The organism is Paracoccus sp. UBA5162, from assembly GCF_002413585.1.
Classification (GTDB): domain Bacteria; phylum Pseudomonadota; class Alphaproteobacteria; order Rhodobacterales; family Rhodobacteraceae; genus Paracoccus.
In genome coordinates this window covers 12,482-25,243 of sequence record NZ_DHXG01000040.1, presented here as the reverse complement: position 1 = coordinate 25,243, position 12,762 = coordinate 12,482, and the positions used below count along the sequence as shown (strand labels likewise).

Sequence of the window (12,762 nt, the reverse complement as noted above, 5' to 3'; positions counted from 1 at the left end):
TCGTCCTGCCGGATCAGATCGGACAATTCCATCGCGGGCTCGCCAAACAGCCTGCCCGCGCCCTGGTTTTCAAGCACCAGAAGCGCGCGCTGGATCGCCCCGATGCTGGCCGTGCCGACATTGCCGTATTGCAGCGACAGTTCCGTCGCGTTCTGGCCGACCCAGACCAGCATGGATTGCAGATCCTTCAGGTCCAGCAGCGCAAGCCCCTGTTCGTCGGCGACGCGGAAGGCGATGTTCATCACCCCTTCCTGTGCCTCGGTCAGATCCAGCAGACGCGACAGCAGCAGAGGCCCCATTTCGGCCGGGGTGGTACGGACGGGATGTCCCTTCTCGCCCCAGACATCCCAGAAAACGGTCGGGAACGGCTGATAATCGAGGTCCAGCCCGATCTGACCGGCGCGTTTGCTGAACGCCTCGTGCAGTCGGGCCTCGGCGCTGCCGGACTGCGACAATCCGGCCAGGTCGCCCTTCACGTCCGACAGAAAGACCGGCACACCGGCCAAAGACAGGCTTTCGGCAAGGGTCTGCAGGGTCACGGTCTTGCCGGTCCCGGTCGCACCGGCGATCATGCCGTGACGGTTGGCGTATTTCATCAGCAGGGATTGCGGGTTGGCATAGGATGGGCCGCCGCCGCCGACGAAGATCGTATTTGCCTCTGCGTCCAGCACCCCGGTCATGCCCCGCCCCCGTTTTTGCGTTTTTCCGCCGCCAGTTCAGGCTGCGTGCGTTGCGACAATACAATCTTAAGGAAAATGTGTCAGTATGCGAATCGTCCGGGGTCACGATCGTGGACGTCGGACCTTCCTCCCTGTTGGACTGCCGCGCCTTCGGGCGCGGCTTTTTTCGTCCGGATGAGGCGTGCATCAGCCCAGCCCGAAGAGCCCGGTGGAATTGTGATCGAAACTGTCCTTCTGGACTGTTGACGGATCACGGCCGCGCGACTAGCGTGCGGCCAATGATGACCGGCCAGTCCGGCAGGGAGCAAACGCAAATGCGTTCAGGGGCCGCAGAAAACTGCGGCCCTTTCGCATGTCGCGCGCCCGGGTGCCAGCCGTGATTGTCCCGTTGCGTCAGGCTGCGGTCCCGGCGCGCAAGACACAAGTCGGGAACACCTTACCCTGCGTCAGCCGCCACTGGCGCGACGCGCACGCCAAGGTGAAGCCCTGTGACGCTGACGGATCGGTTGCGGCCTGACAAAGCGCGTCGGACGTGCTAGGCGGCGTCAAAGCATCGAGCAAAGGGAAGACACGAGAATGCTCAACAAATCTTCGCAGGCGCTGATCCTGGCTCTGAGCGTGATCGCCGCACCGGCCTTCGCCCAGGATGCCGCCGCCCCGGCCGAGGCGACCCAGCCCGCGACGTCGGCCCCGGAAACAACCGCCGCGCCGCAGGCGCCCGCGACAGGCGAGACCGCGCCCGCCGCAGACGCCGCAACAGCGAGCCAGGACAACGCCACCCCGGCCGCGCCCGCTGATGATGGCGCGCCGAAGGCCGGAAGCTACTATGTCAAATCGACGAAACAGGACTGGACCATTCGTTGCGTCAAGGCCCAGCAGGGCAAGGATCCGTGCGAATTGTATCAGCTGATGAAGGATCAGAATGACAATTCCGTGGCGGAAATCACGGTGATCCCGCTGAAAAACGGCGATGTCGCGGCTGGCGCGACGCTGGTGGCACCGCTGGAAACCGACCTGATCGAGGGGCTTGGCTTTGCGGTCGATGATGGCAAGTCGCGCGGGTATCCGTTCAGCTTCTGCGCCTCTGTCGGCTGCGTGTCGCGCATGGGTTTCACCGATGCCGAACTGACCGCATTGAAGCGCGGAAACAAGGCCGTCGTCAGCCTGCTGCCCTTTGGCGCCGATCCGAAAAAGCCGGTTCAGCTGACCCTCTCGCTGACCGGTTTCACGGCGGCGTTCGATGAACTGACCGATTATGCATCAACGCCCGCAACCTCGAACGGTGCCGCCCCGGCCGAAACGGAAAGCGCGCCTTCGGGCAACTGATCGCATACCTGCGAATGCCAGATCGCCGTGCCCGCCGGGCGCGGCGTTGCGATATGGGCCCGACCGTGTTCAGACCCGGCGCAGGGCGACGACTGCGTTCAGCCCGCCGAAAGCGAAGGCGTTGGACAGGACCGCTTCGACCCGCGCCTCGCGCGCCTCGTTCGGCACCACGTCCAGCGCACATTCCGGATCCGGTTCCTGATAGCCGATCGTCGGCGCGATCACGCCATCGCGCAGGGCCATGATGCAGGCCAGCATTTCCACCGCGCCGGTGCCGCCGATCACGTGGCCATGCATCGATTTCGTGGACGAGATCATCAACCGGTCGGCGTGATGACCGAAGGCATGGGCGACGGCGGCGCATTCGGTCTTGTCATTGGCCGCAGTGCCGGTGCCATGGGCATTGATATAGCCGACCTGATCGGGATTCAGGCGCGCATCCTGCAAGGCACCGGTGATCGCGCGCTCGGCGCCCTGGGCCGAGGGCATGACGATATCCTGCGCGTCCGAGGACATGGCAAATCCCACCACCTCGGCCAGAATCTCGGCGTCGCGCGCGCGGGCGCTGTCGTAATCCTCGAAGACGAAGACGCCAGCGCCCTCGCCCTGGACCATGCCGTTGCGATTGGCGCTGAAGGGGCGGCAGGCGTCGCGGGACATGACGCGCAGCCCCTCCCAGGCCTTGACGCCGCCAAAGCACAGCATCGCCTCGGACCCGCCGGTCAGCATCACCTTTGCCGCGCCCGACCGCACCATCTGGAAGGCCAGCCCCATCGCGTGATTCGAGCTGGCGCAGGCAGTGGCCACGGTAAAGGCGGGGCCGCGCAAGCCGAATTCCATGCTGACATGGCTGGCCGCCGCATTGTTCATCAGCTTCGGCACGACGAAGGGATGAACGCGGTTCTTCCCCTCCTCATAGACATGGCGGTAATTCTCGTCCCAGGTGTTCAGCCCGCCGCCCGCCGTGCCCAGCACGACCCCCGAACGCAGGCCCAGGGCACCTTCGAAATCCAGCCCGGACTGGGCGACGGCCTGTTTCGCGGCCAGCAGCGTGAACTGGGTGAACTTGTCATAAAGCACGATCTGCTGGCGGTTGAAATAATCCTCGGCCCGCCAGTCATGGACCTGCCCGCCGATCTGGATCGACAGCCGGTCCACATCGCGGAAATCAAGCTGCGTGATGCCGCAACGCCCTTCGCGGAAGGCCTGCATCGTCGAGGCGACATCGTGGCCAAGCGCGTTGATGGTGCCCGCCCCGGTGATGACGACGCGGCGCAATCCGTCGTCGGGCCGGCGCGTTGCAGCAGGGGCGGCAAGCCGATCGGGCATGGCCGGCGCGGCCGCCCCCTTTCCCGTCTTCTTCGGATTCATGCGGCTTTCTGGGCCACCAGCCGCCGGACCGCCGCGATGATCGTGCCCATGTTCGAGATGTCGAAATCCGATTTCTCGGGCTCATTGGCATTGAACGGGATCGAGATGTCGAATTCCTCTTCCAGCGCGAAGATGGATTCGACCAGTCCCAGACTGTCGATCCCCAGTTCCTCGGGCGTGGCCTCGCTGGTCACCTGTTCGGGATCCAGCATCGCCTGTTCTGCGACGATCTCGCGAATGCGCGATTCGATCTGGTCGGTCATATGGCCTCCTGCTCAGCCCTTGTCCAACAATCGTGTAACAGTTTCCTGAAGCTTTGCCAGTTGTTGTGCAAAACGCGGCAGCCGCCGGACGGCCTTCTGGATTTCCATCTGGGTTTCCATCTTCACGGCCGGATTGCCCAGGATGACCCGGCCCGCCGGCACACGACTGAAGATCTTCGTGGCCCCGCCTGCGATCACGTCGTCGCCGATCTCGATATTGTCGCTGACGCCGACCTGCCCGGCCAGGATCACCCGGTCGCCCACGCGGCTCGACCCGGCAATGCCGACCAGCCCGCAAAGAAGGCAGTCCGCACCGACAACGACATTGTGGCCGATCTGGACCAGATTGTCGATCTTGGTGCCGCGCCCGATCCGCGTGGCCCGGATCGTGCCACGGTCGATGGTGGCATTCGCGCCGATCTCGACATCGTCGCCGATCTCGACCCCGCCCAGCGAATGGATGCGCGTCCAGTGCTGCGGGACGAACCCCTCGCGCGTGCCCAGAGAGCGTCGGATCTCCTCGATCCCCGATTCCTCCGGGGTGACGAAGGAAAAGCCGTCGCCGCCGATCACCGCGCCCGGCTGCATGATCAGCCTGTCGCCGGCGCTGACACCATGACCGATCCGCGCCCCTTCGCGCAGCAACGCCTCGCGCCCCAGCCGCGCCCCGCGTCCGACCGAGACATGCGAGGCGATCCGCGCGCCCTGCCCGATCACCACATCCGCGCCGATCACCACGAAGGCGCCGATCGCCGCACCGGCGCCGATCCGCGCCGTCGGGTCGATCACCGCGGTGGGGTGGATGCCGGGCGCGATGTCCGGACCGGGATCGAAGGTGCGGGTCAGCCCGGCAAGCAGCAGGCGAGGGCGGGGCGCGAAGATCGCGGCCCGCAGCCCGTACTCCTCGGGATCCATGCCCTGGGCCAGGATCGCCATGCTGCCGGGCTTCAGGCCGTCGGCATATTTCGGCGCCATCGCCATCGCGATCAGACCGCCCTCGGGACCGACGGGGACAGTGTTCGCGGGCTCGGCGGCGCCGGTCACCGGCAGCGACAGATCGCCCCAACCCTGCGCGTCCAGCGCCCGGGCAAGCTCTCCGACGGTCAAGGCCATGCGTCGTCTCCTTTCGCTGGACAGCGACTTAATCCTTCACGGCGCGTTAATCCAGACGGCCCTTTCCAGGGGCCCAGGCGCCACGGCGTCACGGATATGCGAGCCACGTCGCGGCAGATTTGATGATGTCGGGCCAAGCAACCTCTCGCCTGCAGGTTCCGTTCGTGGCGCTTTGGCCACAGACGCGGCCTTGTCATGCGCCCTGAGCGCCCGGACAACTTGCGGTTGAACCGAGCTTTCGCGACGCTTTGCCACGGTTGCTGCTGCAGCCCGCGCCCACAGCAACGCACTTTTCGGCTAATATGACTGGACAATCCGCCGCGTCCGGTCCGTTCAATCGAGCCAGAGGGAAATTCTACCGCCATCACATCGGTCCTGTTGCCTTGCCGCAACGCTTGCGATGACAATTCGCAACACCGCCGCAAGATGAGCGAATTTCTGCCTATGGTGGAAAAAACGCCCGCTTTCGCGACCAAAGCGGTTTCCCGACGCACAGCATTTTGACATATTGTTAGGCAATCGAGACTAAATCTCGAGAATGTCGCGGAAGAACGCGGCCGCAAGAACGAAGCAGGACAGGCGATCTGACATGACAATGGACCTCATCTCCCGCCGGGGACTCATGGGCGTATTCGCGGCCACGACAGTCACGGCGGCACCCGTGATGGCGAATGCCTTCGGCTTTCTCCGTGGCGCGGGCGACATGCGTCGCGTGCGCATGTACAATGGACGGACTGGCGAAAGCATCGACACCGTTTACTGGGTCAACGGCAAGTATATTCGCGAAGCACTGAATGAAATCAATATCTTCATGCGCGATTGGCGAACCGGGACCGCGATCGGCATCGACCCGCGCGCGATGGATGTCGCCGCAGCGACCCACAGGCTGCTGCAGACGAACGAACCCTACATGATGCTGTCGGGCTATCGTTCGCCGCAGACCAACGCGATGCTGCGCCGGACGTCTTCCGGTGTCGCCAAGAACTCTCTGCACATGTCCGGCAAGGCTGCGGACATGCGGCTCAAGTCGCGTTCGGTCGCGCAGATGTTCAAGGCGGCGGTTGCATGCAGGGCGGGGGGGGTCGGCAAATACAGCCGCTCGAACTTCGTTCACATGGATTGCGGCCCGATCCGCCAATGGGGCGCGTGATCCGGGATCGTTGCCAATGATGGCAGACGAAGGCGCCGCTCGCGGAAAACGCGGGTGGCGCCTTCGTCTTCGGCGCCGCGCGGCTTCCTCGCGCGGAGTTGCGTCTTGCCGGCGCAATTGTCCGGCCTGCGCACGCGAGGCTTGACCCGCAAGACGCATTCCAGGACGCTTCAACAACGCTTTGGAAACGAACGGGATCGTCCATGCCTTACAGAACACGCCGGTATCGTGCGGCCAAGAAGATCCAGGCCGCTGCCGTCGAACTGGCGGTCAGGGACGGTCTGGCGAATGTCACCACGGATGCGATCGCCCGGCTTGCCGGCGTCAGCACCCGGACCTTCTTTAACTACTATCCCTACAAGGAGGCGGCGATCATGGGGCCGCCGCCCGATTACCCGGCCGAGGCCAGCGAGGAATTCGTCAACGGCACCGGCCCGCTGATCGAGGATCTGCGCGTGCTGATCACCACCCATCTCGGCCGCTTTCTGGACGAACGCGAGATGCTGGGCCACATCTTCGCGCTGGCCGAAACGGATCCCAAGCTGGAGGCCCTGCGCAACAGCGCGATCCTGGCGCGGCGTGCGCAGATGCGGCAATTGCTTCAGCGGCGGATGCCGGATGCCGATCCCCGTCTGGTCGAAATTCTGGCCGCGGCCATCGTTGCCGCAACCAATGTCGCCACCAAGGACTGGATCACCGGCGAGGTCGATGATTTCATCGCGGCGGCCCGCCATAATCTGGCGCTGATCTCTACCGCAACCGCGATGCTGACCGGGCCGGCGCCCGGCCCCACCTGATCCGGCCCGTCCTAGACTGCCAGCATCCGACGATAGAGATTGTCCAGATAGGCGTCGGCTCCGACATAGGGATCCTGGGCAGGGCCAAGGACCGCGCGGACCTGAACCTCGAAATCCGCATAATGCTGCGTCAGCGCCCAGATCGAGAAGATCAGGTGGTGCGGATCGACCCGGCTCAGTCGCCCGGCCGCGATCCAGCCAGCCAGAATCGCCACGGTGTCATTGACCAGATCGCGCAGCCTGCCGCCAAGAATATCGCCCAGATGCGGCGCACCTTGCAAAATCTCATAGGCGAAAAGCCGGCTTTCGCGAGGATAATCGCGCGACATCCGCAGCTTGGTGTGAACATAGCCCAGAACCTCGTCCAGCGGATCGCCGTCGGGATCCAGGTTCAGCATCGGCGCCAGCCACAGATCCAGAAGCGTGGTCAGCAGGGTGCGGTGGATCTCGTCCTTCGAGGCAAAGTAATACAGGACGTTCGGCTTCGACAGGCCCGCCGCCTCGGCGATCTGGTCGATGGTCGCGCCGCGGAAACCGCTTTCCGAAAAGACCGTCAGCGCGCCCTCCAGGATAAGATCGCGGTTCTTCTGCTGGATCCGGGTCCGCTGCGGTTCAGGCTGATCTGTCATTGGCAAATCCGATCTGGCATGATCCAAACTTGGGCATCGGGGCCCGATTTGTCATGCGGCATCTCTGCGTGCTTGACTGGCTCTGGCCCCGTGCTAGCCTGATCCTGACCTTTTGGTCAATAATTTGCAGAGGTTCCCCGATGCCGCTCGACCGCAAGCCCGCCCCGAACGACCTGCGTGCCTTCTGGATGCCGTTCACCGCCAACCGTCAGTTCAAGGCGCAGCCGCGCATGCTGGTGGCGGCCAGCGACATGCACTACACCGCCGCCGATGGCCGCGCGATCCTGGATGGAACCGCGGGTCTGTGGTGCTGCAACGCGGGACATTGCCGGCCCCGCATCACCGAGGCGGTGCAGGCGCAAATCGGCCAACTGGATTATGCCCCCGCCTTCCAGATGGGTCATCCGCTGGCGTTCGAGCTGGCCAACCGCCTGGTCGATATCGCGCCTGACGGCATCGAACATGTGTTCTACTGCAATTCCGGCAGCGAAGCCGTCGATACCGCCCTGAAAATCGCGCTGGCCTGGCACCGTGCACGCGGCGACGGCGCGCGCACGCGCCTGATCGGACGCGAGCGCGGCTATCACGGCGTCGGCTTCGGCGGCATCTCGGTCGGTGGCATCGTCAACAACCGCCGCTTCTTTGGCAATCTGCTGACCGGCGTGGACCACCTGTCCCATACGCATCTGCCCCGGAACGCCTTCACGAAAGGCCAGCCTGAACACGGCGCCGATCTTGCGGATGAACTGGAACGCATCATCGCCCTGCATGGCGCCGAGACCGTCGCCGCGGTGATCGTCGAGCCGATGGCCGGTTCCACCGGCGTGCTGCTGCCGCCCAAGGGCTATCTGCAGCGGCTGCGCGAGATCACCCGCCGACACGGAATCCTGCTGATCTTCGACGAGGTCATCACCGGTTTCGGCCGGCTCGGCAGCCCCTTCGCCGCGCAGCATTTCGACGTTCTGCCCGACATGATCACCTGCGCCAAGGGCCTGACCAACGGCGTCGTCCCGATGGGCGCGGTGCTGACCACGGCCGCGATCCACGACGCCTTCATGCAGGGCCCCGACCATGTGATCGAGCTGTTCCACGGCTATACCTATTCCGGCAATCCGGTTTCCTGTGCGGCGGCGATCGCCACCCTGGACACCTATGCCGAGGAAGGGCTGCTGACCCGCGCCGCCGAGCTGGAGGCGCATTGGCAAGAGGCGCTGCACGCCCTTCGCGGCCTGCCTCATGTGATCGACATCCGCAACATGGGCCTGATCGGCGCCGTCGAACTGGCCCCGATCGAGGGCCAGCCCGGCAAGCGCGGCTTCGACGCTTTCGTGAAAGCCTTCGAGGCCGGGATCCTGATCCGCGTGACCGGCGATATCATCGCGATGTCGCCGCCGCTGATCATCAGCAAGGACCAGATCGATGAATTGATCGACACCCTCGCCGATGTCCTGAAGGCCACCGCATGAGCACGCCCGCCTCCTCGGTCCTGATGGATGACGACAGGGTTCGGGTCACGCGCTATGACTTTGCGCCGGGCGACGAAACCGGCTGGCATGTTCACGACATGGAATACGTCATTGTCACGCTGACCGATTGCCGGTTGCGCCTTGACCTGCCCGGCGGGCAGACGACGGACAGCACGATCCCGGCGGGCAGCGCCTATTCCCGGCCCAGAGGAACCGAACACAACGTCGCCAATGGCGGCGCCGCCCCGATGAGCTTTATCGAGGTCGAACTTAAGTAACAGACGCCACTCAGCCGACCGCGCGGCAAGACGCGGCGGCCAGACAGGAAGGACGAGACATGACCCTGACCGGAACGGCCGTGGCCGACAACATGAAGATCGACGGCGACAGGCTGTGGGACAGCCTGATGGAGATGGCCAAGATCGGCCCCGGCGTCGCCGGCGGCAACAATCGCCAGACGCTGACCGACGCCGATGCCGAAGGCCGCGCCCTGTTCCGCATGTGGTGCGAGGAGGCGGGGATGAACATGGCCCTGGACCGGATGGGCAACATGTTCATGCGCCATGAGGGCGAGGAGCCCGATCTGGACCCGGTCTATATCGGCAGCCACCTGGATACCCAGCCGACCGGCGGCAAATATGACGGCGTTCTGGGCGTGCTTTCGGGGCTGGAGGTGATCCGCTCGATCCGGGACATGGGGATCCGGACGCGCCGGCCCATCGTGGTGGCGAACTGGACCAACGAGGAAGGGACTCGCTTCGCACCGGCGATGCTGGCCTCGGGAGTTTTTGCCGGGATCCATGACGAGGATTATGCCAACAGCCGCGAGGATGCCGAAGGCAGGACATTCGGCGCGGAACTGGACCGGATCGGCTGGCGCGGCGACGAGGAGCCGGGCCGGCGTCCGATCCATGCGATGTTCGAATACCATATCGAACAGGGTCCGATTCTGGAGGCCGAGGGCAAGCAGGTCGGCATCGTCACCCACGGCCAGGGTCTGTGGTGGCTGCAGGTCACGCTGCTGGGCAAGGACGCGCATACCGGGTCCACCCCGATGGAGATGCGGATGAACGCGGGGCTTGGCATGGCACGCATCACGGAGGCCGTTCACCGGATCGCGATGGAACATCAGCCAGACGCCGTCGGTGCGGTGGGCCAGGCCAATGTCTATCCCAACAGCCGCAACGTGATCCCCGGCCGCGCGGTCTTTACCATCGACTTCCGCAGCCCCGATCTGGACAAGCTGACCTCGATGCGGACGAAGTTGGAGGCGGAAGCGACTGAAATCGCAAAGGATCTTGGTCTTGGAATCGAGATCGAGCCGGTCGGCCATTTCGATCCGGTGACATTCGACGCAGGGCTGGCGCAATCGCTGCGCGACGCGGCCCGGCGGCTGGGCTATTCGCATATGGATATCGTCAGCGGCGCGGGCCACGACGCCTGCTGGATCAATCGCGTGGCGCCCACGGTGATGATCATGTGCCCCTGTGTGGACGGGCTGTCGCATAACGAGGCCGAAGAGATCAGCCCCGAATGGGCCAAGGCCGGCGCCGACGTGCTGCTGCACGCGGTGCTGGATGCGGCAGAGGTTGTCCGCTGAGGCGGACGGAGGCCGGGGGCGCCGCCCCCGGACCCCCGGGGTATTTGGACAACGAAGAAGAGGCTGGTGATGAGCACGGTTATCAGAAACGGAACCATCGTGACGGCCGATCTGACCTATGAGGCGGATGTGCTGATCGAGGGTGGCAGGATCGCGGCGATCGGTCAGGGTCTGACCGGCGACACGCAACTGGACGCGACCGGCTGCTATGTCATGCCGGGCGGGATCGACCCGCACACGCATCTGGAAATGCCGTTCATGGGCACCTATTCCGCCGACGATTTCGAATCCGGCACCCGGGCCGCGCTGGCCGGCGGGACCACGATGGTCGTGGATTTCGCCCTGCCCTCGCCCGGTCAGGGACTGCTGGACGCACTGCAGATGTGGGACAACAAGTCCGGGCGCGCGCATTGCGATTACAGTTATCACATGGCCGTCACCTGGTGGGGTCAGCAGGTCTTTGACGAGATGGCCGAAATCGTTGATCGCGGCATCACCAGCTTCAAGCATTTCATGGCCTACAAGGGCGCGCTGATGGTGAATGACGACGAGTTGTTCGCCAGTTTTCGCCGCGTCGGCGATCTGGGCGGGATCGCGATGGTCCATGCCGAGAACGGCGATGTGGTGGCGGAACTGTCGGCGCGGCTGTTGGCCGAGGGCAATACCGGCCCCGAAGCGCATGCCTATTCGCGTCCGCCGCAGGTCGAGGGCGAGGCCACCAACCGCGCGATCATGGTCGCCGACATGGCGGGTGTGCCGCTCTATGTCGTGCATGTGTCCTGCGAGGATAGTCACGAGGCGATCCGCCGCGCGCGTCAGCAGGGCAAACGGGTCTGGGGCGAGCCGCTGATCCAGCATCTGACGCTGGATGAAAGCGAGTATTTCGACAAGGATTGGGATCACGCGGCGCGCCGTGTCATGTCGCCCCCCTTCCGCGACAAGCGCCATCAGGACAGCCTGTGGGCGGGGCTGCAATCGGGCAGCCTGTCGGTGGTGGCGACCGATCATTGCGCCTTCACGACCGAGCAGAAGCGCCATGGCGTCGGCGACTTCACCAAGATCCCGAACGGCACCGGCGGTCTTGAGGATCGGATGCCGATGCTGTGGACCCACGGCGTCGGTACCGGGCGCCTGACGCCGAACGAATTTGTCGCGGCGACCTCGACCAACAGCGCCAAGATCCTGGGCATGTATCCGAAGAAAGGCGCAGTGCTGGTCGGCAGCGATGCCGATCTGGTGGTCTGGGATCCCGAAGCCGAAAAGACCATCAGCGCCGGCAGCCAGCAATCGGCGATCGACTATAATGTGTTCGAAGGACAGAAGGTGAAGGGCCTGCCGCGCTACACGATCACGCGCGGCGTGGTGGCGGTGACCGAGGGCAAGCTGGACAGTCGCGAGGGCCATGGTGAATTCGTCGCCCGCGAGCCGCGCGGAACGGTCAATCGGGCGCTGTCGCAGTGGAAAGAGTTGACTGCGCCACGGCCAGTGGAACGGACGGGGATCCCCGCCAGCGGGGTGTGATTGTGAAGGGTGCCCTGCCTGCCACCGGCCGGTCCGTGCCGGATGCGACCGCTGCAAGACCTGGGACTGCCAACGGCTTGGCCGTCGGGAACCCGGGCGAGGACAAGGCGCTGCCGGGCAAGATCGGGGGCGGCGGCTCGAACCAGGCAAACGAACATAGGGCCCGACCTGTCAACGGCGCGATGGACCGAGGGCGACGGATCGGCGCGATGGTCAACCATTCCGGTCATGGCCCTCGCTCTCGGAAACCTCGTGAGGGCCGGTTCGCCGCGGCGATCGCCTTTCGGGGTCCGGAGGCCAGCGCCGCTGTCAGCGGGCAGGACATCCGCGCGGTTGGTGGACTGAAGAGGTCGGCATGAACGAGGTCATTCGGGCGCAGGAGATCGGCCTGACCTTCCAGACGGCCGACGGCCCGGTCCACGCGCTGAAGGATGTCGACCTGACCATCGGCCAGGGCGATTTCGTCAGCTTCATCGGCCCCTCGGGCTGCGGGAAGACCACGCTTCTGCGCGCCATCGCCGCGCTGGAGACACCGACCGAGGGACGGTTGTCGGTCAACGGCATGGAACCGGATGCCGCGCGCAAGGCCCGGGCCTATGGCTATGTGTTCCAGGCGCCGGGGCTTTATCCGTGGCGAACGATTTCGGGGAACATCTCCCTTCCGCTTGAGATCATGGGGTTTCCACGCGCCGACCGGCGGCAGCGGACGGCCCGCGTCCTGGAACTGGTCGATCTGGCCGGGTTCGGGGCGAAATATCCGTGGCAATTGTCCGGCGGGATGCAGCAGCGGGCCAGCATCGCCCGCGCGCTGGCCTTCGATGCCGATATCCTGTTGATGGACGAACC

At 64.8% G+C, this 12,762-nt stretch carries 13 protein-coding genes; 8 read left to right on the top strand and 5 right to left on the bottom strand.

The features are described from left to right. Nucleotides 1-680, bottom strand: a 680-nt coding sequence (locus tag B4A72_RS05645) for a helicase HerA-like domain-containing protein (protein ID WP_292958218.1), incomplete at its 3' end; no start/stop codon positions are given. 576 nt (nt 681-1,256) lie between these two features. On the opposite strand from B4A72_RS05645, the gene B4A72_RS05640 reads away from it, so the two are divergent. Beyond that, on the top strand, nt 1,257-2,006 hold the full coding sequence (locus B4A72_RS05640) for an invasion associated locus B family protein (protein ID WP_292958216.1): 750 nt from the start codon (nt 1,257-1,259) through the stop codon (nt 2,004-2,006). A 69-nt stretch (nt 2,007-2,075) separates the two neighbouring features. Here the strand turns inward: B4A72_RS05640 and B4A72_RS05635 are convergent, their stop codons facing one another. The 3 genes from B4A72_RS05635 to lpxD form a co-directional block, all read right to left on the bottom strand. After that, nucleotides 2,076-3,284, bottom strand: coding sequence for a beta-ketoacyl-[acyl-carrier-protein] synthase family protein (locus B4A72_RS05635; RefSeq protein WP_292958224.1), 1,209 nt, complete (start codon nt 3,282-3,284; stop codon nt 2,076-2,078). A gap of 89 nt (nt 3,285-3,373) precedes the next feature. Continuing rightward, nucleotides 3,374-3,640 carry an acyl carrier protein gene (locus B4A72_RS05630; protein ID WP_292958214.1) on the bottom strand — a complete coding sequence of 89 codons (267 nt, stop codon included), beginning with the start codon at nt 3,638-3,640 and terminating at the stop codon, nt 3,374-3,376. 12 nt (nt 3,641-3,652) lie between these two features. After that, nucleotides 3,653-4,753, bottom strand: a complete 1,101-nt coding sequence (lpxD, locus tag B4A72_RS05625; RefSeq protein ID WP_292958212.1) for a UDP-3-O-(3-hydroxymyristoyl)glucosamine N-acyltransferase — start codon at nt 4,751-4,753, stop codon at nt 3,653-3,655. A 589-nt stretch (nt 4,754-5,342) separates the two neighbouring features. Here lpxD and B4A72_RS05620 point away from each other — a divergent pair. Then, entirely contained in the window at nt 5,343-5,903 is a 561-nt protein-coding gene (locus B4A72_RS05620) for a YcbK family protein (protein ID WP_292958210.1), read from the top strand. A gap of 203 nt (nt 5,904-6,106) precedes the next feature. Beyond that, nucleotides 6,107-6,700: a TetR/AcrR family transcriptional regulator gene (locus B4A72_RS05615; RefSeq protein ID WP_292958208.1), complete on the top strand. Its 594-nt coding sequence runs from the start codon at nt 6,107-6,109 to the stop codon at nt 6,698-6,700. Nucleotides 6,701-6,711: 11 nt separating this feature from the next. Here the strand turns inward: B4A72_RS05615 and B4A72_RS05610 are convergent, their stop codons facing one another. Next, nucleotides 6,712-7,329: a TetR family transcriptional regulator C-terminal domain-containing protein gene (locus B4A72_RS05610; protein WP_292958206.1), complete on the bottom strand. Its 618-nt coding sequence runs from the start codon at nt 7,327-7,329 to the stop codon at nt 6,712-6,714. Between the two features lie 140 nt (nt 7,330-7,469). On the opposite strand from B4A72_RS05610, the gene B4A72_RS05605 reads away from it, so the two are divergent. The 5 genes from B4A72_RS05605 to B4A72_RS05585 form a co-directional block, all read left to right on the top strand. Further along, entirely contained in the window at nt 7,470-8,795 is a 1,326-nt protein-coding gene (locus B4A72_RS05605) for an aspartate aminotransferase family protein (protein WP_292958204.1), read from the top strand. After that, nucleotides 8,792-9,073 carry a cupin domain-containing protein gene (locus B4A72_RS05600; RefSeq protein WP_292958202.1) on the top strand — a complete coding sequence of 94 codons (282 nt, stop codon included), beginning with the start codon at nt 8,792-8,794 and terminating at the stop codon, nt 9,071-9,073. The genes B4A72_RS05605 and B4A72_RS05600 overlap by 4 nt, the downstream gene beginning before the upstream one ends. Before the next feature lie 59 nt (nt 9,074-9,132). After that, nucleotides 9,133-10,395 carry a Zn-dependent hydrolase gene (locus tag B4A72_RS05595; protein WP_292958200.1) on the top strand — a complete coding sequence of 421 codons (1,263 nt, stop codon included), beginning with the start codon at nt 9,133-9,135 and terminating at the stop codon, nt 10,393-10,395. 69 nt (nt 10,396-10,464) lie between these two features. Further along, nucleotides 10,465-11,916, top strand: coding sequence for a dihydropyrimidinase (hydA, locus tag B4A72_RS05590; RefSeq protein ID WP_292958198.1), 1,452 nt, complete (start codon nt 10,465-10,467; stop codon nt 11,914-11,916). Between the two features lie 355 nt (nt 11,917-12,271). Then, nucleotides 12,272-12,762 (top strand): ABC transporter ATP-binding protein (locus tag B4A72_RS05585; RefSeq protein ID WP_292978209.1); only part of this gene is annotated, 491 nt, incomplete at its 3' end.

Bases quoted from the DNA above. Each gene is read 5' to 3' on its own strand.
- B4A72_RS05615 (WP_292958208.1), top strand. From the start codon at position 6,107: ATGCCTTACAGAACACGCCGGTATCGTGCGGCCAAGAAGATCCAGGCC.
- B4A72_RS05630 (WP_292958214.1), bottom strand. From the start codon at position 3,640: ATGACCGACCAGATCGAATCGCGCATTCGCGAGATCGTCGCAGAACAG.
- B4A72_RS05640 (WP_292958216.1), top strand. From the start codon at position 1,257: ATGCTCAACAAATCTTCGCAGGCGCTGATCCTGGCTCTGAGCGTGATC.
- B4A72_RS05620 (WP_292958210.1), top strand. From the start codon at position 5,343: ATGACAATGGACCTCATCTCCCGCCGGGGACTCATGGGCGTATTCGCG.
- B4A72_RS05600 (WP_292958202.1), top strand. From the start codon at position 8,792: ATGAGCACGCCCGCCTCCTCGGTCCTGATGGATGACGACAGGGTTCGG.
- B4A72_RS05610 (WP_292958206.1), bottom strand. From the start codon at position 7,329: ATGACAGATCAGCCTGAACCGCAGCGGACCCGGATCCAGCAGAAGAAC.
- B4A72_RS05605 (WP_292958204.1), top strand. From the start codon at position 7,470: ATGCCGCTCGACCGCAAGCCCGCCCCGAACGACCTGCGTGCCTTCTGG.
- B4A72_RS05595 (WP_292958200.1), top strand. From the start codon at position 9,133: ATGACCCTGACCGGAACGGCCGTGGCCGACAACATGAAGATCGACGGC.
- lpxD (WP_292958212.1), bottom strand. From the start codon at position 4,753: ATGGCCTTGACCGTCGGAGAGCTTGCCCGGGCGCTGGACGCGCAGGGT.
- hydA (WP_292958198.1), top strand. From the start codon at position 10,465: ATGAGCACGGTTATCAGAAACGGAACCATCGTGACGGCCGATCTGACC.